This is a genomic window from Limimaricola cinnabarinus (assembly GCF_002723615.1).
GTDB classification, from domain to species: domain Bacteria; phylum Pseudomonadota; class Alphaproteobacteria; order Rhodobacterales; family Rhodobacteraceae; genus Limimaricola; species Limimaricola cinnabarinus_B.
The window spans coordinates 1-23,177 of sequence record NZ_KZ304980.1; the positions used below are offsets into that span (position 1 = coordinate 1).

The 23,177-nt window shown below is 69.1% G+C and carries 20 protein-coding genes and 1 pseudogene; 13 read left to right on the top strand and 8 right to left on the bottom strand.

Annotated elements, in window-relative coordinates; all coding sequences use genetic code 11:
- A partial coding sequence (locus CJ301_RS16710) for a glycerophosphodiester phosphodiesterase family protein (protein WP_301553822.1) occupies nt 1–789 on the bottom strand: 789 nt, incomplete at its 3' end.
- Nucleotides 790–984: 195 nt separating this feature from the next.
- The gene (locus CJ301_RS16715; protein WP_099278500.1) at nt 985–2,034 is read right to left on the bottom strand and encodes a replication initiation protein; all 1,050 of its coding nucleotides are present in this window, start codon (nt 2,032–2,034) and stop codon (nt 985–987) included.
- Nucleotides 2,035–2,644: 610 nt separating this feature from the next.
- On the opposite strand from CJ301_RS16715, the gene CJ301_RS16720 reads away from it, so the two are divergent.
- Nucleotides 2,645–3,844 (top strand): AAA family ATPase, encoded by a 1,200-nt coding sequence (locus tag CJ301_RS16720; RefSeq protein ID WP_254050186.1) that lies wholly within the window; start codon nt 2,645–2,647, stop codon nt 3,842–3,844.
- Nucleotides 3,841–4,809 carry a ParB/RepB/Spo0J family partition protein gene (locus CJ301_RS16725; protein WP_099278502.1) on the top strand — a complete coding sequence of 323 codons (969 nt, stop codon included), beginning with the start codon at nt 3,841–3,843 and terminating at the stop codon, nt 4,807–4,809. Before CJ301_RS16720 ends, CJ301_RS16725 begins: the two co-directional genes overlap by 4 nt.
- A gap of 87 nt (nt 4,810–4,896) precedes the next feature.
- On the opposite strand, the gene CJ301_RS16730 is transcribed toward CJ301_RS16725, so the two are convergent.
- On the bottom strand, nt 4,897–5,787 hold the full coding sequence (locus CJ301_RS16730; RefSeq protein ID WP_099278503.1) for a recombinase family protein: 891 nt from the start codon (nt 5,785–5,787) through the stop codon (nt 4,897–4,899).
- 228 nt (nt 5,788–6,015) lie between these two features.
- Between CJ301_RS16730 and CJ301_RS16735 the strand changes: the two genes are divergently transcribed.
- Complete coding sequence (locus CJ301_RS16735; protein ID WP_099278504.1) at nt 6,016–7,236, top strand: hypothetical protein; 1,221 nt, start codon at nt 6,016–6,018, stop codon at nt 7,234–7,236.
- Nucleotides 7,237–7,269: 33 nt separating this feature from the next.
- On the opposite strand, the gene CJ301_RS16740 is transcribed toward CJ301_RS16735, so the two are convergent.
- Complete coding sequence (locus CJ301_RS16740) at nt 7,270–7,728, bottom strand: Lrp/AsnC family transcriptional regulator (protein ID WP_099278505.1); 459 nt, start codon at nt 7,726–7,728, stop codon at nt 7,270–7,272.
- Between the two features lie 114 nt (nt 7,729–7,842).
- Here CJ301_RS16740 and CJ301_RS16745 point away from each other — a divergent pair, with 114 nt between their 5' ends.
- Both CJ301_RS16745 and CJ301_RS16750 read left to right on the top strand, forming a co-directional pair.
- The gene (locus tag CJ301_RS16745) at nt 7,843–8,757 is read left to right on the top strand and encodes a DMT family transporter (RefSeq protein ID WP_099278506.1); all 915 of its coding nucleotides are present in this window, start codon (nt 7,843–7,845) and stop codon (nt 8,755–8,757) included.
- Nucleotides 8,758–8,780: 23 nt separating this feature from the next.
- Nucleotides 8,781–9,980, top strand: coding sequence for an aromatic amino acid transaminase (locus CJ301_RS16750; protein WP_099278507.1), 1,200 nt, complete (start codon nt 8,781–8,783; stop codon nt 9,978–9,980).
- Between the two features lie 50 nt (nt 9,981–10,030).
- On the opposite strand, the gene CJ301_RS16755 is transcribed toward CJ301_RS16750, so the two are convergent.
- The 3 genes from CJ301_RS16755 to CJ301_RS16765 form a co-directional block, all read right to left on the bottom strand.
- Entirely contained in the window at nt 10,031–10,321 is a 291-nt protein-coding gene (locus tag CJ301_RS16755) for a hypothetical protein (protein WP_099278508.1), read from the bottom strand.
- A 61-nt stretch (nt 10,322–10,382) separates the two neighbouring features.
- Complete coding sequence (locus CJ301_RS16760) at nt 10,383–13,790, bottom strand: efflux RND transporter permease subunit (RefSeq protein WP_099278509.1); 3,408 nt, start codon at nt 13,788–13,790, stop codon at nt 10,383–10,385.
- Complete coding sequence (locus tag CJ301_RS16765; RefSeq protein ID WP_099278510.1) at nt 13,787–15,271, bottom strand: efflux RND transporter periplasmic adaptor subunit; 1,485 nt, start codon at nt 15,269–15,271, stop codon at nt 13,787–13,789. The genes CJ301_RS16760 and CJ301_RS16765 overlap by 4 nt, the downstream gene beginning before the upstream one ends.
- A 226-nt stretch (nt 15,272–15,497) precedes the next feature.
- Between CJ301_RS16765 and CJ301_RS16770 the strand changes: the two genes are divergently transcribed.
- From CJ301_RS16770 to CJ301_RS16805, 8 genes are all read left to right on the top strand, one after another.
- Nucleotides 15,498–17,084: a flavin monoamine oxidase family protein gene (locus tag CJ301_RS16770; RefSeq protein ID WP_254050187.1), complete on the top strand. Its 1,587-nt coding sequence runs from the start codon at nt 15,498–15,500 to the stop codon at nt 17,082–17,084.
- Nucleotides 17,081–17,581: a c-type cytochrome gene (locus tag CJ301_RS16775; protein WP_254050188.1), complete on the top strand. Its 501-nt coding sequence runs from the start codon at nt 17,081–17,083 to the stop codon at nt 17,579–17,581. The genes CJ301_RS16770 and CJ301_RS16775 overlap by 4 nt, the downstream gene beginning before the upstream one ends.
- Nucleotides 17,578–18,069, top strand: coding sequence for a RidA family protein (locus CJ301_RS16780; protein ID WP_099278511.1), 492 nt, complete (start codon nt 17,578–17,580; stop codon nt 18,067–18,069). The genes CJ301_RS16775 and CJ301_RS16780 overlap by 4 nt, the downstream gene beginning before the upstream one ends.
- A 246-nt stretch (nt 18,070–18,315) precedes the next feature.
- A complete protein-coding gene (gene phnD, locus CJ301_RS16785; protein ID WP_099278512.1) occupies nt 18,316–19,302 on the top strand; it encodes a phosphate/phosphite/phosphonate ABC transporter substrate-binding protein in 987 nt (328 codons plus the stop codon).
- A gap of 52 nt (nt 19,303–19,354) precedes the next feature.
- On the top strand, nt 19,355–20,131 hold the full coding sequence (gene phnC / locus CJ301_RS16790) for a phosphonate ABC transporter ATP-binding protein (RefSeq protein WP_099278513.1): 777 nt from the start codon (nt 19,355–19,357) through the stop codon (nt 20,129–20,131).
- Nucleotides 20,128–20,985, top strand: coding sequence for a phosphonate ABC transporter, permease protein PhnE (gene phnE / locus CJ301_RS16795; RefSeq protein ID WP_254050189.1), 858 nt, complete (start codon nt 20,128–20,130; stop codon nt 20,983–20,985). Before phnC ends, phnE (CJ301_RS16795) begins: the two co-directional genes overlap by 4 nt.
- Nucleotides 20,982–21,785, top strand: a complete 804-nt coding sequence (phnE, locus tag CJ301_RS16800; protein ID WP_099278514.1) for a phosphonate ABC transporter, permease protein PhnE — start codon at nt 20,982–20,984, stop codon at nt 21,783–21,785. Before phnE (CJ301_RS16795) ends, phnE (CJ301_RS16800) begins: the two co-directional genes overlap by 4 nt.
- Nucleotides 21,782–22,693 carry an HAD-IIA family hydrolase gene (locus CJ301_RS16805; protein ID WP_099278515.1) on the top strand — a complete coding sequence of 304 codons (912 nt, stop codon included), beginning with the start codon at nt 21,782–21,784 and terminating at the stop codon, nt 22,691–22,693. The genes phnE (CJ301_RS16800) and CJ301_RS16805 overlap by 4 nt, the downstream gene beginning before the upstream one ends.
- A 31-nt stretch (nt 22,694–22,724) precedes the next feature.
- Here the strand turns inward: CJ301_RS16805 and CJ301_RS16810 are convergent.
- Nucleotides 22,725–23,177: pseudogene (locus CJ301_RS16810) on the bottom strand (glycerophosphodiester phosphodiesterase family protein); the annotation flags it as partial.

The following is a 23,177-nucleotide window of genomic DNA, read 5'->3' on the forward strand; positions in this document are numbered from 1 at the left end:
TCTGATGTCGTCGAGGTTGAAGCTCTGCGCCCAGACGCGGGACGGGTCGATGCCCGCATCCTTGTACTCGTCGATCATCTTCTGGGCGTAGTCTTCCTGGCTGAAGCCCTCATGCGGCATCTCGACCGAGGGCGCCTTGAGCTCGGGCGTGAAATCCGCGCCGAGGCCGTCGATGAGTTCGATCGATTCCGCATGGGTCAGAAGCTCGGTGCCCGCGACATAGAGATCGGTGCGCCAAGGGGCGGTGCCGCCCTGGAACTCTTCGGGCGTGGTCGCGGATTTGTCGGATGCGTCCATCTTGGGGCTGAGCTCGCGGAACTCGGCCAACGTCAGGTCGGAGGTGCGGCACTCGGCGCTTGCATCCGTCCCCTCGCCCGCCGGGGTGAAGGGGCTCGTGCATTTCTGCGCGAGATCGGTGACGAGGATGTCGGTGGTGGTGGCGAGGTCGTTCTGCGCATGGCGGCAGACCAGCTCGTGATCGGCGGTGAAGGTCACGTCGCATTCGACGATGCCCGCGCCCTGCCGCGCGCCCGCGACATAGGATTGCTTGGTGTGCTCGGGGATCATCAGCGGCGCGCCGCGATGGGCGATGGAAAAAGCGCTGCGCTCGGGCGTCTGGCCCTGGCAGGACATCAGCTTGTCCTTGAGCGGGCCGTCCTCCATCGCCTCGATCAGGTAGAAGGGGCGTTCGCCATAGCTCAGCGCGCCGCCCGAGGCCTCCATATGGGCATCGGCCAACGCCATCGAGGGCAGCGCCGTGGCCAGTGCGAGCAGTGTCGTGGTCTTCATCTGTCGTCCTCCCTGTGAACCCCGGCGCCTCCTGCACCGGCCTTCTGCTCGGGGAGCCTAAGCGAAACATCGCTTTGAAAATAATCTTTTGTGACAATGCGCGTATGCGGCGCGCGGCAGCCCTGCGAGACAGGGGGATCGTGACCTCCATCGCGCCTCGATCCATGCGATTGCCAATTGGCAATCGGACCCCGCCTAGAGCGGATTGGCCTCGGCAAAGCGGCGGAAGAAGGCGAGGAAGGCGCGGTCGGGGTCGTCGGCGGCGGGCTTGTCGCGCGACCAGTCGCGCCATTGGCCCTCGACATTGTAGATGTCATAGCCCGGAAAGCGCAGCCGCGCCGTCTCATAGGTCTCGCTGCGCAGCGCCTCGCCCTTGCGGTCGAGCCAGGCGGGCCGCGGCCGCGGCGGCGTCTGGCCGGGAATGACCGGCGCCGTGCCCTGCCCCTCGGGCTTTTGCGCCGCGCGCTGGCGGCGGCCCGGGCTGGCAAAGCTAAGCGCCCGCTCGGTCTCGCCCGTGGCGTCTCCATCCTTGCGCCACCATTTCAGCTCGACATGGGTCACTCGGCGCCCGGTCTTGATCGGCGCGATCTCGACCATGTAATCCGACAGCGCGCAGACCTCCGCCACCGCCGGATCGATCGCCCGCAGCCGCAGGTTCGACCATGAGGTCAGCTTGCCCTTGGGCACGCCGAGCACGCCGCGCAGCCCTTCGAGGGTGAAGGTCTCGGAGGATTTCCAGCGCAGCTTTCCGCGCTTTTGCACCATCTCGTAGAGCGTCAGCGCGTATTTCGAGGAGAGCGCGAACATCACCTCGCGCTGCAGCCGGGCGAAGACGGTCGAATTGCCGATCACCTTGCGCAGCCGCGCCGGGATCTCGTATTCGAACAGCCCGTCGGCCCGCGCCGTCTCGACGTTGCCGCCCAGAAGCTGCACCCGCTCGACCGCGGGCTTGCCGTCCCAGATCACATCCATCTTGACGATCGCGCTCATCAGCCGCTCGATCGACTCGCCGATCCGGTCGTTGGAGTTGTGGTTGCCGCGCAGGTCGGTCTTGGAAATCACATGCATCACCGGCTTGTCGATCGCCTCCCAGGCGTTTTCGAGAAGCTGGTTGTAGATCCTGCGGTCGGTCAGGGTCAGCGGCGTCACCTCGACCAGATCGATCAGCTCGCCCGGCTTGATCAGCGTGTCGGTACCCGAACGGGCATCGATGGTCCGGTGGGAGGTCTGGGGCTGTTTCGACATGGATCGGGGGGACTCGGCTACCTGTTCGCGATACTTTTGTACGGAGCCGAATGTAAGTCAATCGACTGCCCCAGAATGGCCCCCCACCCGATAAGTAAGCCTTCACGCAACGCGCGCGGCGCGGCGCGATTCGCAACACCCTGCAAAACAGCGCTTTGCGGCAGGGGGGTGATTCCCGCGGCGCACCCCACCCGAAATGTAAGTTTTAGGGCACCCAAAATGTATCGCTAGCCATCCCAAAAAGTATCGCCAGCCCACCCAAAATGTTGCTCTATCCATCCCCAAAAGTAAGCGATATAGCACTTTTTACCTTATAAAACAGTGACTTGGCTCCTACGAACATAGAACATTAGAATCTAGAACAGAGAGGGGTTGGTTTCTGGCCTGTGGATAAGTCTTCCTTGGCCGCACCCTGGCGCAGCAAACCGGACGGGTCGGTCATGACCGCCAAGCCCCGACTTGCTGTTCGTGGGGAATTTTTCCCCTCTGCGGTAAACCGGCCACCATTCTTCCGGCTGTGGTTCGGCATAGAGCAGCAGGGCGAACCCGGACTTTACCTCCCTGGTTCGAAACCGCATCTTGGCCCGAATGAACGCCCAAGGATATCATGGTGGAGCCAGAGACCTACCCGATCGGACTGGAGGAGATCGACGCGCTGGCCAGCCGGGCCGGGCGGGTGATCGAGAAGCTGCGCTCGCGGGTCTACTCGCCCGGCAGCTCGAAGACGCTCGATCTGCGCTTCAATGTCCGCAGCGCCGCCGAGATGTCCGGCCGCACGGAAAAGGCGCTGCGCGACGCCGAGAGCGACGGGCGGCTGCCGCAGCCCGACAAGGACCCCGTCACCGGGCGGCGCACCGGCTATTCGCTGGCCGAGGTGAACCGGATACGCGAGGCCTTCGGCACCCTGCCGCGCCGCGCGCCCTCCGATCCGGCCTGCGTGCTCGCGGTGCAGAACTTCAAGGGAGGGGTCGGCAAGTCGACCGTGGTGACGCATCTGGCGCAGTATCTCGCGCTGAAGGGCTACCGCGTCTGCGTCATCGATTGCGACAGCCAGGCCTCCACCACCAGCGTCTTCGGGCTCAACCCCGACATCGATGTCGACGAGGAGGAGGACACGCTCTACCCCTTCTTTCGCCATGGCGGACCGGCGAGCCTGCATTACGCGCTGCGCGCCACCTACTGGCCCGGCATTGCGCTGATCCCGGCCAATCTGGGGCTTTATGACGCGGAATACGAATTCGCCGCCCGCATGGCGCGCGAACAGGATTTCGTGCTCGACCGGCTGCGCGGCGGCATCGAGACGATCTCCGACCAGTTCGACGTGATCCTGCTCGATCCGCCGCCCGCGCTCGGGATGATCTCGCTTTCGGTGCTGCGCGCGGCCAATGCGATCATCGTGCCGGCGCCGCCCAACAACATCGATTTCGGCTCGACCGCGCATTTCCTGCGGATGATGGCTTCGACGCTGGGCGAGCTTGCGCGGCATGGCGGGGCGCGGGGTTATCATTTCGTCAAGATTCTTGCGACCAAGATGAACGACCAGAAGAGCGCCCATGGCGCGATCAAGCGGATGATGGATGCCGTGTTTCCGCAGGACATGCTGGGCGCCGTGCTCAAGGACAGCGCCGAAATCGACAATGCGACGGCCAATCTGATGACCGTCTACGAGCTGACCGGCGCGGCCACCCGAACCGAGACGCACAAGCGTTGCCGCGTCTATCTCGACGCGGTGGGCCGCGAGGTCGAGACCGAGATCCGCAAGACATGGCCGAGCCATCACGATGCGCTGCGCAGGGAGGGGATCTTGTGAGCAGGAAGCATGACGACATCTTCAACGACGTGCTGAGCGGCCTCGACGAGGCCGCGCCCGCCGCACCGGCAGAGGCAGAGCGGGCGCAGGCGCGGTTTCTCAAGCGCTCCACAGCCATGTCCGAACAGATCGCCGGGGGGCGGCAGGAAAAGGTGCTGCGCCTCGTCGATCCGGCGAGCTGCGTCATGTGGGCGGGGCACAACCGCGCCTATGAGCTGCTGACGCCCGAGAATTGCGCCGACCTGATCGAGGGGATGAAGGCGCAGGGCCAGCAGGAGTTTCCCGCCATCGTGCGCCGGCTGCGCCCGGCGGGGCAGGGTACGGGGCCAGAGTTCGAGGTGATCTGCGGCGCGCGGCGGCACTTCGCGGTGAGCTGGCTGCGCGCCAACACCTACCCGCAGTTCCGCTATCTCGTCGAGGAGCGCGGGTTGACCGACGAGGAGGCCTTTCGCCTCGCCGATATCGAGAACCGCGACCGCGAGGACATCTCCGATTACGAGCGCGCGCGCGATTATGCCCGCGCGGTCGAGGCCTATTACGGCGGCCAGCAGAAGCTGATGGCCGAGCGGTTGCAGGTTTCGCCCGGCTTCCTGTCGCGCTTTCTGCAGCTTGCCCGGCTGGAGCCGGAGATCGTCGCGGCCTTTGCCTCGATCCGCGAGATCAAGGAGATCCACGCCCGGCAGCTGCGCCCGCTCATGGCCGATCCCGACGCGCGCGAGGCGGTGCTGGCCGAGGCGCGCGCGATCGCGCAGGAAAGCCCGCGCCCGGCCGCGCCCGCCGTGCTCTCGCGGCTGCGGGCCGCCGGGTCGAAGGCGGACCCGTCCAAAGCCGAACGGGTGATGCGGCACGAGGACAGGCAGGTGCGCTTTGCCAAGAAGGGCAGGGCGATGATCATGGAGTTCGACCCGCAGACCTCCGACGCCGCCCTCCGCGCTGCCCTTGATGAGTACTTGAAGCGGCGCTGACGCCAGCGATTGCCAATTGGCAATCGCGGTGAAACCGTAACGCTGCGAGATATCCGCGCGGGCGTTTCCGAGCCGAAGGGCGGGCCTTCAGCCCTGCTCCAGCAGCCCCGCCTGCCGCGCGCGCTCCAGCAGATGCGCGACGGAAGAGGTGGCCCATGTCGTGCGGCCTCGCGGCGTCGGCTCGCGCATGGCTTCGAGCCGCTGCGCAATCTGCTTCAGCGTCATGTCGGGGGCGGCGCTCTTGATGCCGGCGATGATCGCGAGAATCCGGTCGTCCTTTTGCGAAGGCGCGGCGCGGTCGAGCACGGAGCGGTCGAGCAGCCCGTCCTTGACGAAGCGGCCGGCGGCGCGGCGCAGGCGCTCCACGGTCCAGGGCCTCGCCTCGGGGTGCCGGCTGTTGACGATCCGCACCACGTCCTCCCAAGGCAGCCGGGGCCGGAACTGCCGGACCGCGGGCAGCCAGTGCTGCGCCTCGCCGTTGAGCTTGTCGAAATAGCTGCGATCGCGCGCGCGGGAGACCTTGGCGATCGCCTCCGGGTCGCGATTGCGCAGGCCGGGATTGCCGCCGACGCGGCCCGCATCGCGCGCCGCGGCCAGCCCCGCCATGGTGCGCTCGCGGATCAGCGCCCGCTCGAATTCGGCCGTGGCGCCGAGGATCTGCAGCGTGAACTTGCCCTGCGGCGAGGTGGTGTCGATCGGATCGCCGAGCGAGCGGAAATGCGCGCCCTTGGCCTCCAGCGTCTCGATCACGTCGAGCAGATGCGACAGCGACCGCGCGAGCCGGTCGATGCGCACCACGACCAGCACGTCGCCGCGCCCCAGACGCGCGATCAGCTTGCCCAGCACTGGCCGGGCCCGCGCGGCGCCCGAGGCGAACTCCTCGTGGATCTCGACGCAGCCCGCCGCCTTCAGCGCCCGCCGCTGCGCGGCGGTCTCCTGCAGCTCGGTCGAAACACGGGCGTAACCGATGAGAGGCATGATGTGGTCAATTCCAATATGATATGGCTTCGAAATACGGTCGTTTGAAAGCGGGAGCAAGCTGCGTCGCCTTGGTGTGCAGGGGGCGCGCGGCGGGCGCATCGGCCCCTCGGGATGCCCCGGCAATGCCCGCACAGCCCCGCTCGGTGATCGCGCATGGCAATTGCAATTATCGGTGTATATCCTCAAGCCTCGGGGCAAATTCATGTCTGGGCGGGGGTCTGCGGAATGGATGTCGAGCAAGCCGCGCAGGCACGCAGCGCCGTATCGATCTTCATGCGGGCCGAGGTTCTCGCCGCGCGGCTCGAAGCCATGGCGCGGGCCGAGCCCGAGGTCGGCAATCTCTGGCGCTCGGAATTGGCTCTGGCCGAGGCGGTGGCGAGCGCGGGGCTCGAGGGGATCCGCATCTCGGAGGGCGATCTGCTGCCGCGCATCGCCCGCAATGGCGGGCAGCAGGCGGACCCTACGGGCGCGGAGCTGGCGCTGAGCCTGATCCGGGTGCTGAAGGCCCCCGGCGACCCCCTGAAACAGCCGGTCCCGAGCCTGCGGCGCTTCGAGCGGGCGGCGGGCACCGGGCGGGGGCCGGGCCTCGGCACGCAGGACGACGCAGAGGAGCAGCCGCCCGACGATGCCGAGATCGAAACCCTCTTCGCCGGGCTGGGGCCGGGCGACATGCCGATCCTGACCGCGGCGCGCGCCGCGGCGGGCTATGCGTTGCTGTCGCGGCGCGCCAACCCGATCATCGAGCGACTGGTCTTCATGGCGGTCGAAAGCGCCCTGCGCGGCCGCGCCATGGCCGGCATCGAAACCGAGGACGTCCTGCGCGGCCTGTCGGGCCGGGTCGATGCGCATTGGGTCTCGCCGCCCGCGTTGGCGCTGAGCCATCAAAGGTTCCTGCCCTGGTCGCCGGGCAGCGAGACGGGGCTGATGGATCTCGGCTCCGGCCTTACGCGCGTGCTCGAGGCCGAGTTGGGGCGCTTCGCGCTCTCGCGCGACTGGCTGCGGCGCGGGCGGGAGGCGGCGCGGGGCAGGGGCGGGCGCTCGCGCATGGCCGATGCGGTCCAGGCCTTCGGCACCGCGCCGGTGCTCAGCTCGGCGCTGCTTGCCGAAGCGATCGGCGTGTCGATCCGCACCGCGCTGACCCTGCTCGACGAGCTGACCGATCTCGGCCTCCTGCGGGAGATCACCCATCGCCGCACGGCACGGATCTGGGCGGTGCCGGGGATCGGCGCGCGTCTCGCCGCGCGGCCGCCCCGGCGCAGCGGGCTGCAAAGGCACAAGGTCATCCCCCCGGTCGGGCTGCGCGACAGCGCGCGCCCCCGGAGCCGGGAGCAGAGGGAGGCGGCGCTGCAGGCGATGGAGCGCGCCTTTGCCGAGCTTGACGGGGCGCTTGGCCGGACGAGCGCGCTGCTGATCGATACCAAGCGCGCGCCGAAAGGCGGCGGCTAGTCCCGCATGCCACGGCCCGGCATGGCCCCGCGTTCAATCGAGCCGCGGGAAGACCGTCCGGCGCTTGACCGTGCCATAGGCGAAGCTGGTTTCGATCGCGGCGATGCCGCCGATCTGGTGCAGCCTCTGACGCACGAAGAGCTCGTAATCCTGAAGGCTCGAAACCAGCACCCGCAGCAGGTAATCATCGTCGCCGGTCATCATGTAGCAATCGAGGATCGCGTCGATGTCGCGCACCTTGCGCTCGAATTCCCCCACCGCCGCCTCGCTGTGCCGCTCCAGCCGGACCCGCACGAAGGCGGTGATCGGCAGGCCATAGGCGGTTTCGTCGACGATGGCGGCATAGCCGCGGATGATCCCGGCATCCTCGAGCATCCGCAGCCGCCGCAGACAGGGCGAGGGCGAAAGGTTCACCTTCTGCGACAGCTCCTGATTGGTCAGCCGCCCATGCGCCTGCAGCGCGGCGATGATCTGCCGGTCCTTTTCGTCCATTTCGCGCCGCTCCTTGGCAGATCCTGCCAATCTATCGCCCCATCGCCGCAGAGATAGCAAGCCGATTGCGCAGGCTCCGCGCCAAGGTGCGGCAGACACCGGCAGGAGCACGAGATGAGCCACGGCACCACGATACCCGCCCCGATCCGACGTCTGCCGGAGGCGGCGACGCTGTGGGGCTATGCCGCGATTGCACTGGCGGTGACGATCTGGGCGGGCTTCGCCCTGTCGATCCGGGCGATCGGCGGCTCCGTGCTGGCCCCGGCCGACGTGGCGCTGATCCGCTTCGGCCTGCCGGTGCTGCTGCTCGCGCCGCTGCTGCCCTCGCGCCTCGGGGCGCTGCGCCGGGTCCGGCCGATGGATGCGGCGCTGGTCGCCTTCGGCGCGGGGCTGCCCTTCTTCTTTCTTGCCTCGGCGGGCGGGGCGCTGACCTCGGCGGCGCATGTCGGCGCGCTGATCGCGGGCACCACGCCGCTTTCGGTGGCGCTGCTGCTCTGGCTGATCGAGCGGCGCGGCATCAATGCCGCGCTCGGCCGGGCGCTGGCGCTGATCCTCGGCGGCGTGGCGCTGCTGGTGGCCGGTCAGGGGGCGGGCTTCGGGGCGGGGGCGCTCGGCGGGGCCGGGCTGCTGCTCGCCGCCAGCCTGTTCTGGGGGGCCTACACGCTGGGCTTGCGCCGCGTCGGGCTCGACCCGATCGGCTGCACGCTGCTTCTGGGCCTGCCCTCGCTCGCGGTGCTGGCGCTGCTGATGGGCACGGGGGCGGTCGAAAGCCGGATGGCCAGCGCCTCTCTGGCCGAGATCCTGCCCTTCGTCGTGGTGCAGGGCCTCGGCGTCGGCGTGCTGGCGAGCCTTGCCTATGCCGCCGCCATCGCCCGCCTCGGCCCCGCCCGCTGCGCCGCGATCGGATCGCTCGCCCCGGCGCTGGCCGCGCTCGGCGCGGTGCCGATCCTGGGCGAGGCGCTGACGCCGCTCGTCGTCGCGGGCATCGCTCTCGTCACCTTCGGCGTCTACCGCGCCACCCGTTGCTGACCCATTCGGACAGGAGTTCGCCCATGCTCGCCCAACTGCCCCCCGCCAGCCCCGACCCGCTATGGAGCCTGATCTCGGCCTACCGCGCCGACCCCCGCCCCGAGCGGATGGATCTCGTGGTCGGCATGTATCGCGACGAGAGCGGCACGACGCCGGTTCCGGACGCCGTCCGCGCCGCCGAGACGCGGCTGGCCGAGGCGGGGGCGTCCAAGGCCTATCGCGCGCTGTCGGGCAATGCCGATTTCAACGCCGGCATGGCGCGGCTGCTCTTGGGCGATGCGCCCGCGCGGCTGGCGCGGCACTACACGATGCAGAGCGTCGGCGGCACCGGGGCGCTGCGGCTTCTGGCCGAGCTGGTGGCGTGCGCCACGCCGAAGGCCACGGTCTGGTCGAGCGATCCGGGCTATGTCAATCATCGCCCGCTGATGACCGCGCCGGGCCTGGGCTTTGAGACCTACCGGCTGCGCGAGGCGGCCCAGGGTCTCGACATGGCCGCGATGCTCGACGATCTCGCCCCGGCAAAGCCCGGCGACGTGGTGATCCTGCATGGCTGCTGCCACAACCCGACCGGCATCGACATGCGCCCCGAACACTGGGCCGAGGTCTCGGCCTTTTGCGCGCGGCGCGGCCTGATCCCGCTGGTCGACATGGCCTATCAGGGTTTCGGTGACGGCATGGAGGCCGATGCGGCGGGGCTGCGCCGCGTGGTGGACGACAACCCGACCGTGCTCGTCGCGGCGAGCTGTTCGAAGAACATGGGGCTCTATTGCGAGCGCACCGGCGCGGCGATGGTGCTGGGCGAGAGCCCCGCCGCGCTGTCGCGGGTCGCACCCCTGCTGGAGCGGATCGCGCGGGCGAGCTACTCCATGCCGCCCGAGCACGGCGCGGCGGTGGCGGCCGAGATCCTGGCCGCGCCCGAAGCCTGGCTGCGCGAGGTCGAGGCGATGCGGCGGCGTGTCGCCCATCTGCGCGCGGCGCTCGGCGCGGCGCTGCGGGCCGAGGGCGCGAGCGCGGAATTCGCCGCGCTGGAGCGCCAGAAGGGGATGTTCTCGCTGCTGCCGCTGGGGCCGGAGGAGATGCGCCGCCTGCGCGAGGATCACGCGATCTACGGCACCGAGACCGGCCGCATCAACGTGGCCGGGCTGACGGCTGCGCAGGTCGGGCCATTGGCCCGGGCGCTCAGGCAGGTCGCCACCCCCGCCCGCCGCGCCTCGGCCGCCTGAGGCGCGGCGCCGTCATGGAGCCTCTCGGAGGGGCTTCGCGCGCGATGCAGCTAGCGCAGCGCGCGGGGCGGCACCGCGCCCTCCATGCCGGACAGGCGGACAATGGCGCGGCGGTGCTTGCCGCGCATGACGCCGAGCACCTCGACCGAGTGGCTGCGCGCCTCGGTCAGGCGGCGGATGCGCGAGCCGGGCGCGCCGATCGGGCGCAGCCCGTGCGGGCGCAGCTCGGGCATGACGGCGGCGGCATCCTCGAGCGCGCGTTCGAGGTCTTCCTCGGCTTCGAGATAGGCGCGGTAGGCCCGGATCAGGGCGCGGCGGGCGGTTGCGGCATCGGGATTCATCGCAGGTCCTCCCCGGAACTGGGCGATTTGGTTTCGATCAGGCCAAAACGACAGGTGTCTGTCAACGCCGCGATGCGCCCGCCCCGGCCGGCGCCCGCCCCGACCGCCATCGCCTTGCCGCCACCGCCCATAGGTAGATCGCGCCCAGCCCCGCGGCGATCACGCCGAGATAGAGCGCGAGCCCGCGCGCGCCCGTCACGACGGGCCAGCCCGCGGGCATCTGATCGGCGAAGAGCGGGGGCGCGAGGATCAGGCCGAAGGCCGCAATGACGAGCGCCGTCCCGGCCCATATGGCGCCGCGCATCGCCCTCGCCCGTCGCGGCAGGCGCCGCGCCCGGCGCAGCGCGCGGGTGGCGCGGCCCAGATCGGCCTGCGCCGCGATCAGCGCCGGCACCACCAGCAGCACGAGGAACATCCCGAAGCCGAGGCCATAGACCAGCGTGATCACCGTCGGCTTGAGGAACTCCGCCTGAATCGAGCCTTCATAGAGCAGCGGTGCCAGCCCCAGCACCGTCGTGGCGGTGGTCAGGAAGACGGGGCGCAGCCGGTCCGCAGCACCATCGATGATGGCGGGGAGAAGGCCGCGCGTTTGCGCGTGATCGTCGATCGTCGTCACCAGCACGATGGAATCGTTGATGATGATCCCGGTCATGCCGATCAGCCCCACCACCGAGAACAGCGACAAGGGCACCCCCCAGGCGACATGGCCGTAAATCGTGCCGACCAGACCGAAGGGAATGATCGCCATCACCACGAGCGGCCTCGTCCAGCTCGCGAAGATCCAGGCGAGGGTGAGATAGATGCCGATCAGCACCAGATAGAGCCCGAGCGTCGCGTCGGAGAGAAAGGCGCGCTCCTGCTCGGCCAGCCCCGACAGCGCGGTCGAGACGCCGAAGCGGCTCTCGATCTCGGGCAGGATCTCCTCGGCGATGCTGCGGTTGATCTCGGCGGCGCGCGCCGGGTCGCCGTCATCCAGCCCGCCGGTGACCGAAATGAGAAGGATGCCGTTCTCGCGCCTCAGGGTCGAAAACCCGGTCGAGCGGCTCACGGTGACGATGTCGGCCAGCGGCACATGCGCGCCCGCCGCGGTGCGAATGAGCGTGCGCGACAGGAAATCGGCCGTCAGCTCGGCCTCGGGCAGTTCGACCCTGATGGTGGCGGTGCGGCCGTTTTCGGGAAAGCGCGCCGCCTCGATCCCCGAAATCCGGTCGCGCAGCGTCGCGCCCAGATCCTCGATCGACAGGCCGAGCGCCTCGCCGCGCGGGGTCAGCTCCAGCACCAGCTCTTCCTTGTCATAGGCCAGCGTGTCCTCGAGCCCGCTGACTTCCGAAAACCGCGCCAGCCGGGTCTTGAGTGCCTCGGCGGCGGCCTTCAGCACCTCGGGCGCGGCACCCGAGATCTGCACGTCGATCGCGTCGCCGCCCGGCCCCGAGCCCCAGCTGCGAAAGCTGATCGTCTCGACCAGCGGGTGCTGGCGCGCGCGCTCCTGCAGCATCGAGACGAACTCGCCCGAGGAATAGGGGCGCAGATCGGCGTCGATCAGCTCGATGGTGATCGCGCCGAGCTGCCACGGCTCCTTGGTCTCGACGCCAGACAGCCCGCGCCCGGCGGTGCCGCCGGTCTGGGCGATCATGAAGGTGATCGGGTCGCGCCCGTGCTCGGCCTCCAGCTCCTCGCCCAGCTTGCGCGCGCTGCGCTGCAGCTCGCTCATCACCGCGCGCGCATCCTCGCGCGTGGCGCCGGGCAGCATGGCGAAATTGCCGGTGACCGAGCCCTGCTCGGGCGCGGAGAAGAAGCGCCACTGCACATCGCCGCGCAGGAACAGCGCCGCCTGCGAGGCCAGCGCCAGAAGCGCCAGCGCCAGCACCGGGTAGCGTGCCCACACCACCAGCCGCATCAGCGGGCGAAACAGCCTGTCGCGCAGCCATGAAAAGCCCCGGTTCACCATATGGCTGGGCCAGTCATACCACGGGCGGCGCGCGCCGAGCCGGATCGAATGGCTCAGATGGTTGGGCAGGATGATGAAGCATTCCACCAAGGAGGCGGCCAGCACCGCGATCACCGTGAAGGGAATGTCGGAGATCAGGTCGCCGAAGCGGCCGCCGATGATGACGAGGCCGAAGAAGGCGATGATCGTGGTGATCGTCGCCGAAAGCACCGGGTAGAACATCCGCGCCGCCGCACGCTCGGCGGCGATGACGGGCGGCTCACCCAGCCGCCGGGCGCGGAAATCGGCGTGCTCGCCCACTACGATGGCGTCGTCGACGACGATGCCCAGCGTCAGGATCAGCGCGAAGAGCGAGATCATGTTGAGCGTGAGCCCGCCGAAATACATCAGGGCCACCGCCGCCGACATCGCCACCGGGATGCCCGCCGCCACCCAGAAGGCGGTGCGCGCGTTGAGAAACAGGAACAACAGCACCACCACGAGGGCGAGGCCGATCAGCCCGTTGTCGAGCAGGAGCGCCAGCCGCCCCGAGATCGCGTCGGCGGTGGAGTTGGTCAGCTCGATCGTCGTGCCCTCGGGCAGGGTGGCCTCCAGCGCGCGCGCGGCTTCGGCGGCGGTCCGTTGCAGGGCGATGGCGTCGCCCGCCTCGCTGCGGCTGACGCGCAGCTGCACGGCCGGGTTCTCGCCGATGAAATAGGCGCGGTCGCGATCCGCGCCGAGCCGCGTCACCCGCGCCACATCGCCCACCGTCAGCGTCGTGCCATCCGCCGCGCGGCGCAGCACCACGCCCGCCACCTCCTCGGCCGTGCGTTTTTCGGTGCCGGTGCGCACGCGCTGCGCGCCGGCCACGTCGCCGGCGGGGTCGGTCGTCACCTGCCCCGCGATCGCGGCGGCGATGTCGCTCAGCCCGATATCGTGGCGGATCAGCGCGATCGAGGGCACCTCGACCACCAGCTGCGGTGCTGCGACGCCGAGCAGGCTGGTGCGGGTGACGCCGCGCGCGAAGAGCCGGGCCGACAGCTCGTCGGCATAAAGCGCGAGCTGATCGACCCCGACGGGGCCGGAGATGACGATGTCGGTGACCCTGTCGGACCAGCTGCCGCGCCGGAACTCGGGCTCCTCGGCCCCTTCGGGCAGGCCGGTCACCGCGTCGATCGCCGATTGCATCATGTCCTCGGCCTCGGACATGTCTGTGCCGGGCTCGAACTCGACGCTGATCGAGGCGCGCCCTTCGCTCGACCGCGCTTCGGAGGCCGTGACGCCTTCGACCGCCAGCATCGCGGGCTCAAGGAGTTGCACCACCGCGCGGTCGACATCCGCCGCGCCCGCGCCGCTCCAGGCGACCGAGACGCTCAGGCTGTCGCTCACCGTGTCGGGGAAGAACTGCGCCCGGATGCGCGGCGTGGCGAAGAGCCCCAGCGCCAGCATCATCACCAGCACGAGGTTCGCGGCGGTGCGGTGCCGGGTGAAATAGGACAGGAGCCCGCCGAGGCTGCGCGACAGATGCGCCGCGCCGCTCATCCGCCCATCCGCCCTTCGAGCCGGTCGACGATCTCTGCCGGGACCTCCTCGGCCCCGAGCTGTTCGATCAGCCGCGCGCGCGCCTCGGCGGGCATCCGGTCGCTCGCCTCGACGAAAGCCACGAGCCGGGCCCGCCGCGCGGGATCGAGCGCGATCATTTCGGGCGCAATCATTTCGGGCGCGGCATCCGGATCTGCGCCCGGATCGGCCGGTGTGTCGTCGAGCCGGCGCACCTTGATCCCGGCGCCCAGGAGCGGCGTGCGCCGGGCCACGATCTCGCGCCCCGCCAGATCCGCCGCCGCGATCAGCACCGCGTCGCCCTGGGTGCGCAGCTGCTCCACCGCAACGCTTTCGAGCCGGTCTTCGGGGCCGATCGCCAGCACCGTGCCATCCGCGCCGAGCGCCGCTGCCGGGATGGTGGCCACCTCGTCGAGCGGCGGCTCGGTGACGATGACGGTGACGAAATCGCCGGGGCGCAGGCCCGGCGCGCGGTCGAGCGCGGCATAGATCAGCCGCCCGGTCTGCCCCTGCGCCACCACCGCCGCCTCGCGCACCACGCGGCCCGCGCCGGTCAGCGGCAGCCCGTCGACATCGAGCCGCACCCGCACCGGCGCGCCCGCGATGCGCCCCTCCTCGTTCAGCAGCCGGGCATATTGCGTGGCCGAGACGCGAAACGCCACCTCCAGCGCGTCGGGATCGACCAGCACGGCGAGCTGTTCATTGGCCGCGACCCGGCTGCCGGGGCCGATGGCGACCTCGGTCAGCTGGCCGTCGAAGGGGGCGGTGATGCGGGTATTGGCAAGGTCGCGCTCGGCCTCGGCAACGGCGATCTCGGCGCGCGCGCGGCGGGTGGCGGCCTGGTCGATGCGGGTTTCGGCCTGGGCGATGGCCTGCCTGCGGGTCAGCACCGCCTGCGCCGCGGTGGAGGCCGAAAGCTCCGCCGCCTCCAGCTCGGGCGCGGTGCCGATGCCGCGATCCTGCAGCCCGCGCTGCCGGGTCAGCGCCTGCTCGCGCAGCACCGCCTGCGCCTCGGCCGCGGCCAGCTCGTCGCGCGCCAGCTCCAGCGCGCGCTCGGCCTCGCGCCCCTCAGACAGCGCATCCTCGAGATCGACCCGCGCGCGCGCCAGCGCGCTTTCGGCATCCGCCGGGTCGATCTGCAACAGCAGCTCGCCCGCCGTCACCGCGCCGCCCTCGACCATGGTCTCGGCCACGTCCTGCACGGTGCCGCCGACCGCGGCGCGCAAAGCGACGGTGCGCGAGGACAGCAGCTCGCCGAAGACGACCAGCTCGGGCCGGGTCCGCCCGGGCGCGATGGTGAGGCCGCGCACCCCCGCCACGCGCTCCTGCTGGGCAAAGCTGCGTGGCTCGGCGTTCATCCGCGTCTCGACCGCGGACCAGAGCATCCGGCCCGCATGGGCCAAGAGCGCCAGCGTCAGCGCGAAAAGAAAAAGGCCGCCCAGGCTTCGGCGCAGAAACCGCATTCCCGTCTCCATCTGCCCGAGGGGAACCGAAGGCCGGGCAATGTTTCTTGCCGCAGATTAGCCCGCATTCCCAGACGGGACCAACCACCTGTCGGGTTTGTGACGGGATCGGGGTGCCGAAGAAAAGCGCCGCGCCCCCTACCCCGGGGCCGGTGCCACGCTAGGCTTCACGTCGTACTCACGACGGCGCGAGCTCCGGGCGCCGGCAATTCGGGGAGAGACAGGGATGAGCATGTCACGTCGCAGCCTGTTGCAGATGGTCGGCCTCGCCGCCGGGACCACTGCGATGTATCAGGCGATGACCACGCTGGGCTACGCGCAGCCGTCGAACTACACCGGCCCGATCAGGCTCGAGGGCGACCCGCAGGGCGCCAAGGTTCTGATCCTGGGCGCAGGGCTGGCGGGCATGACCGCCGCGCTCGAGATGCGCGCCGCGGGCTACGAGGTCGAGATCATCGAATACCGCGAGAAGGCGGGCGGCCGCTGCTGGACGCTGCGCGGCGGTGATACCTATACCGAGCTGGGCGGCGCCACGCAGGAGGTGCAGTTCGCCGAAGGCAACTATCTCAACCCCGGCCCCTGGCGCATTCCGCATCACCACTACGCGGTGCTCGACTACTGCAAGCGGCTCGGGGTGAAGCTCGAACCCTTCATCCAGAAGAACTACAACGCCTATCTGCACCGCTCGGAGGCCTTCGACGGCAAGCCGCAGCGCTTCCGCGAGATCGCCACCGATTACCGCGGCCAGATCTCCGAGCTTCTGGCCAAGGCGACCGACCAGGGCGCGCTCGACGAGGAGGTCACCGAGGAGGACAAGCAGAAGCTGCTCGACAGCCTCGTCGAATACGGCATGCTCGACGAGAATTACCGCTACGTGAAGAGCGACCACACCTCGGAATATCGCGGCTTCGAGACATGGCCCGGCGGCGGGTTGAACGCGGCGCCCGAGCCCTCCGAGCCGATCTCGCTCGACCAAATCCTGCAATCGGATCTCTGGACCTGGCTGGTCGAGGCCGAGACCACGCATCACCAATCGACCATGTTCCAGCCCACAGGCGGCATGGACATGATCGCCCGAGGCTTCGAACGCGAGGTGGGCGACCTGATCACCTACAACGCCAAGGTGCTTTCGATGATCGAGGACGAAAACGGCGTCACGGTCGAATACGAGGATCTCGAAGGCGGCGGCACGCAGACCCGCTCCGGCGATTACTGCATCTGCACCATCCCCTTCTCGATCCTGAGCCAGATCGAGCACAACCTGTCGGGCGACAAGGCGGCGGTGATCGACAGCATGTACTACGCGGGCTCGGCCAAGTTCGGGCTCGAGTTCAAGCGCCGCTTCTGGGAGCAGGACGAGCATATCTATGGCGGGATCAGCTACACCGACCTGCCGATCGCGCTGATCTCCTACCCGCCCTACGACTTCTTCAGCGACGGGCCAGGCGTGCTCCTGGGCGGCTATGCCTGGGGGGCGACGGCCTACCAGTTCAACGCCATGCAGCCCGATGAGCGCACCAAGTGGGCGGTGGAATACGGCAGCCGCATTCACCCGCAATACACCGAAGAGTTCTCGAACGGCGTCTCGGTGGTCTGGCACAAGGTGCCGTGGGTGCTGGGCTGCTACGGCATCTGGCAGGACCGCGAGGGCGATTACGAGACCGCCGCGCGGATCGACGGCCGCGTCGCTCTGGCGGGCGAGCACATCTCCTACCTGCCGGGCTGGCAGGAGGGCGCGATCCTCTCCGCGCTCGACGCGGTCGAGCGGCTGCACGCGCAGGTCACCACCTCCAACGCGGGAGACACGCAATGAAACCGCTTTCCCTGATGCTGATCCTCTCGGGCTTCGCGATCGGCGCGGCGCTGCCGCTCGTGGCGCAGGATCGGCCCAAGCCCGACGCCGCGACGGGCGAGATCGCGCGATCGGGCCAGCGCGAGGATTTCCGCACCTTCGAGGCCGAGGATGGCGATCTCGCCTATTTCGCCGATGCGGCCCGGCTGACCCAGGAGGGCGGCGAGGCGATCTATGACGCCGTCTGCGCGGGCTGCCACATGCCCGAAGGCGAGGGCGCGGTGGGTGCGGGCATGTATCCGGCGCTGGCCAACAACGAGATGCTCGAATTTCCCGAATACCCGATCTACGTGATCGTGCATGGGCAAAAGGCGATGCCGCCGCTCGGCAGCATCCTGTCGGACGAGCAGGTGGCCGAGGTGACGAACTACATCCGCTCGCATTTCGGCAATGACTATGTCGAGGGCGAAGACGGCATCGCGGCGACGCCCGAGGATGTGGCGGGGGTGCGGCCATGATCGCGCGCGGCCTGATCGCGGCGGGGCTCGGCCTTGCCTTCGCCGCCCCGCTTTCGGCGCAGGAGCTCACGCGGCACCCGCTGCCCGACAGCGATTTCCCGATCTCCATGGCGGTGGAGCTGCCCGCCGATGCCGAGCTGGTCTATCTCAGCGGCACCGTGCCGAGCGTGACGAACGAGGAAGCCGAGCAGGGCAGCCGCGACGCTTACGGCGATACCGAGACGCAGACCGTCTCGGTGCTGGAGACCATCGAGGCCAATCTCGAACGGCTCGACCTTTCGATGTCGGACGTGGTGAAGATGACGACCTTCCTCGTCGCGCCCGAAGAGGGCGGGGTGATGGATTTCTCGGGCTTCATGGCGGGCTATACCCAGTTCTTCGGCACCGAAGACCAGCCCAACCTGCCGGTGCGCTCGGTGGTCGAGGTCGCGGGGCTGGCAAGCCCGGCCTGGCTGGTCGAGATCGAGGTGATCGCGGTCCGGCCCTGAGGCACGGCCACCTGCCCGATCGCGGCGGCGATCTCGCCCCCGGCGGGGGGCGCGGCCCGGATGTTCGATCATCCGGGCCGGCTCGAATGGCGGGGGACAGCCAGCCCCGGGGCTGCGCGCCGCGCCTGCCGCGCCCGGGCCAAGAAAACATTGCGCCATCAAGGTCGAAGTGCTGTGATCCTCGCGATCCGGGGCGCCGTTGAGGAGCGGTTGCCGCGGACTGTCCTTGGGAGGAGACCACTCGACATGCACAAGCACCCGACGATACTCGGCGCGGCGACGCTCGCCGCCATCGCCTTTTCGGCCCATGCGGCGACGGCGCAGGACGACTGCCCCGAGCGCGGCGCGCTCGATCCGATGTATTGCGACGCCGACGGGGATCTGGTCGCCGATGCGCCGACCGACGAAAGCGCGCTGAAAGACCCCGACACGCTGGTCTTTGCCTATACGCCGGTCGAAGACCCGGCGATCTACGAGGATATCTGGGACCCCTTCATCACCCATCTCGAGGAGGTGACGGGCAAGGACGTGCAGTTCTTCGCGGTGCAGTCGAACTCGGCCGAGGTCGAGGCGATGCGCTCGGGCCGCCTGCACATCGCGGGCTTCTCGACCGGGCCGACCCCCTATGCGGTGAACCTCGCGGGCGCGGTGCCCTTCGCGATCATGGGCTCGGATGACGGGCAGTTCGGCTACAAGCTGCAGCTCTACACCCAGGCCGACAGCGACATCCAGGAGCCCGCGGATCTCGCTGGCAAGCGGATCGCGCACACCTCGCCCACCTCGAATTCGGGCAACCTCGCGCCGCGCGCGCTCTTCCCCGATCTCGGCGTGGTGCCGGACGAGGATTACGAGGTGACCTATTCGGGCAGCCACGACCAGTCGATGCTCGGCGTGGTCGCGGGCGATTACGACGCGGCCCCGGTGGCCTCCGAGGTGGTCGACCGCATGGCCGAGCGCGGCCTCTACGACCCCGAGGAGGTGCGCATCGTCTGGGAGAGCGACCCCTTCCCGACCACCTCCTACACCTATGCGCACGACCTCGCGCCGGAGCTGAAGGAGAAGATCGAAGAGGCCTTCTTCAGCTATGATTTTTCGGGCACGGCGCTTGGCGAGGAGTTCACCGGCGTCAGCAAGTTCATCCCCATCACCTACAAGGACCAATGGGCGGTGATCCGGCAGATCCAGGCCGCGAACGGCGTCGAATACACCCCCGAGGGTCTCGCGGCCGAGTGAGCCGCATGACCCCGGCCCCCATGGCGGGGCCGGGGTTCGCAAGGAGAACAAGATGCTGAAGATCAGCGACCTGGTGAAGCGCTATGGCGGCGGTGAACCGGTCTTGAAGAATCTCGACCTCACCATCGAGGGCGAGAGCGTGGTGTCGATCATCGGCTCCTCCGGCGCGGGCAAATCGACGCTGCTGCGCTGCATCAACCGGCTGGTCGAGCCGACATCGGGCTCGATCACGCTCAACGACACCGAACTCACCCGCCTGCGCGGCGCCGAGCTGCGCCGGGCGCGGCGCAAGATCGGCATGGTGTTCCAGGGCTTCAACCTCGTCGACCGGCTCACCGTCATGGAAAACGTGCAGTCGGGGCGTCTGGGCTATATCTCGACCTGGGCGGCGCTGATGCGGCGCTACCCCAAGGAGGACATCCGCCGCGCCTTCGAGCTGATGGAGCGCGTGGGCATCGCGCATTACGCCGACAAGCGCGCCGACGAGCTGTCGGGCGGCGAGCGGCAGCGCGTCGGCGTGGTCCGCGCGCTGATGCAGAAGCCCGAGATCCTGCTCGCCGACGAGCCGACCGCCTCGCTCGACCCGAAGACCTCCGAGCAGATCATGGGGCTGTTGCGCGACCTCTCGCGCGAGCTGAAGCTGCCGGTTCTGATCAACATCCACAACGTCCACGAGGCCAAGGAGTATACCGACCGCATCGTCGGCATGCGCTATGGACGGATCATTTTCGACGATCTGCCCGCCGCTCTCGATCAGGAGGCGATGGACCGGATCTATTCGGGCAGCCCCGCCGCCGACCGCGCCGGCGGTCTGAAGGAGGCGTCATGAGCACCGACCCGATCGACGGGCCGGACGTCCCCGCAGGGGCCGCGGGCGGTGCCACCTCGGGCGCTGTCGCCACCCGCGACCACTGGCGCAAGAAGAGCTTCATCGCCAACCCGGTCGCCCGCTGGCTCGTCTATGGCGGGGTGATCCTCTATGTCGTCTGGACGCTCGGCACCCTGCCGATCGACTGGGCCCGCGTGGCCGAGGGGGTCGAACGGGCGGGCCGGATCTTCGGCGGGGCGTTTCCGCCGAGCTTCGAGCGCTCGGGGCTTTTGATCGACGGCTTTCTCGAAAGCCTGAAGATCGCCATCCTCGCCACCTTCGGCGGCGTTCTGCTGTCGATCCCCATTGCCTTCATGGCGGCGCGCAACGTCGTGCCTCGGGCCGTGTTCTACGTGGGCCGCGCCATCATCATCGTCGCGCGCAGCTTCCACCCCGTCATCGTCGCGATCATCTTCGTCAAGGCGGTGGGCTTCGGGCCGCTGGCGGGCGTGCTGACGCTGATCGTCTATTCCATCGGCTTCGTCGCCAAGATGCTGGCCGAGCGGATCGAGGAGATCGATTTCGGGCAGGTCGAGGCGATGAAGGCGGCGGGCGCGCCCTATCTTTCGACCCTGATCTACGCCGTTGTGCCGCAGATCATGCCGCGTCAGGTCGGGCTCACCATCTACCAGCTCGACAGCAACCTGCGCGCCTCCGCCGTCGTGGGCATCGTCGGCGCGGGCGGCATCGGCTCGACGCTGGCCAACGCCTTTGGCCGCTATGATTACGACTTCGCGCTCGCCATCACCATGGTGATCGTCGGCGCGATCCTTCTGTCCGAGGCCGTGTCGGGCCAGATCAGGAAACGCCTATGACCCTCTCGGATCTCCGCCGCGACGACTGGAGCCGCTTCTCGCTCAAGCAGCGTCTGCAACGCTACGGGGTGCTGGCGCTGACGCTTCTGGCCATCGGCTGGGCCGTCTCCTCGATCGAGGTGATCTGGGCTTGGGTCTGGGACGCGCCCGAGCAGATGGGCGACCTGTTCGGCCGGATGATCCCGCCCGATCCGTCGAACCTCTCGGCGATCCTGCGCGTGCTGTGGGAGACGGTGAACATCGCCACCATCGCCACCGCCTTTGCCGTGATCCTGTCGCTGCCGGTCGCATGGCTCGCGGCGCAGAACACCACGCCCAACCGCGCGACGCTCTGGGTCGGGCGCTTCATCCTCGTGTCGTCGCGCTCGATCAACACGATCATCTGGGCGCTTCTCTTCGTCGCCATCTTCGGCCCCGGCATCGTGGCGGGGATCGTGGCGATCATGTTCCGCTCGATCGGCTTTGTCGGCAAGCTGCTCGGCGAGGCGATCGAGGAGATCGACAAGCGCCCCGTGGAGGCGCTGGAGGCCACCGGCGCCTCGCGCTTCAAGGTGATCGCCTATGCCATCGTGCCGCAGGTCATGCCGACCTTCTGGGCGGTGTCGATCCTGCGCTGGGACATCAATTTGCGCGAATCCACCGTGCTCGGCCTCGTCGGCGCGGGCGGGATCGGCATCATCCTTCAGGGCGCGATCGACACCTTCAACTGGCGCGAGGCGGCGACGGTGCTGCTGGCGATCCTCGGGCTGGTGATCCTGGGCGAGATCGTCTCGGCCTGGCTGCGGCGGCGGATCCTGTGAGCGCACCGCCCCCCGGCGGGCGCACGGCCTTCGACGCCTATCTGGCGATCCGCCACCGCCTGCCCGACGCGCCGCCCGGCGCGGGCTTCGGACGCGCTCCCGATCTCGGCGCCATCGCCGATCCCTTCGACGTGATCCTGTTCGATGCCTACGGCGTGCTCAATGTGGGCGAGACGCCGATCCTCGGCGCGGCCAGGCGCATCGCCGCGCTGCGCGAGAGGGGCAAGCGGGTGATGGTGGTGTCGAACTCGGCCGGCTACCCCAAGCAGGTGATGATGCGCCGCTGGGAGCGGCTCGGCTTCGATTTCACGCCGGGCGAGGTGGTGACCAGCCGCGAAGCCCTGCTCGCCCGGCTCGCCCGGGCACCGCGCCGCCGCTGGGGCGTGATGCTCGGCCCCGGCCACGGGCTGCGCGAATTCGAGGAGATCGACGCGCATCTGTTGCTCGACGACGCGGCGGCCTATGAGGCGGCGGAGGGTTTTCTGCTCGTCGGCTCGGATGGCTGGAGCGTGGAACGGCAGCGCCTGCTCACGGCCAGCCTGCGGGCGCGCCCGCGCCCCGTTCTGGTCGGCAACCCCGACCTCGTCGCCCCGCGCGAGACGGGGCTGTCGCTGGAGCCGGGCCATTTCGCCCATGCGATGGCCGATGCCGGTCTTTGCACGCCCGAGTTCTGCGGCAAGCCGTTCCGCGCGATCTTCGATCTGGCGCTGTCGCGGCTCGAGCCTGCGCCCGAGCCCGAGCGGGTGCTGATGGTGGGCGACACGCTGCACACCGACATTCTCGGCGCGCGCGCCATGGGCTTTGCCTCGGCGCTGGTGACCGATCACGGGCCATTGGCAGGCGCGGACATCGTCGCCGCGATCGACCGTTCGGGCATCATGCCCGATTTCGTCATTCCGCATATCTGAAGCGGGGGGCCGCGCGGCCCCCCTGCCCGGCTCAGAGCCCCATGCAGTTGGCGTAGTAGGTCACAGTGGCGGGCCAGTCCGAGAACACCCCCACGACGCCCACATCCTGCGCCAGCGCGTCGAGCATGGCATAGGTGTCGCCGTCATCGTCGATCGCCTGCTCGACCGACTGGAAATACCAGCCGCCGCCGGAGGCCAGCGGGCCGGAGCGCTCCAGCGTCCATGTGATGATGTCGAGCCCGGCGGCCTCGGCCTCCTCGGCATAGGCCGATGGCACGATCTCGCCCGCCTCGTTCGTCGTCACCAGCATCCACATTGGCGGCGCGATGTAGTTCACGCCCATATCGGCGAGCTCTTGCATGCTCGGCTTGAAGGTGGCGGGGTCCATCGGGTCGATCAGCCCCTCGTCGTCATCCTCCGCCTCGTAGCGATCATCGAGATAGACCGCCTGCGCGCCGAATTCGGGCTCGTTCTCGATCCAGTA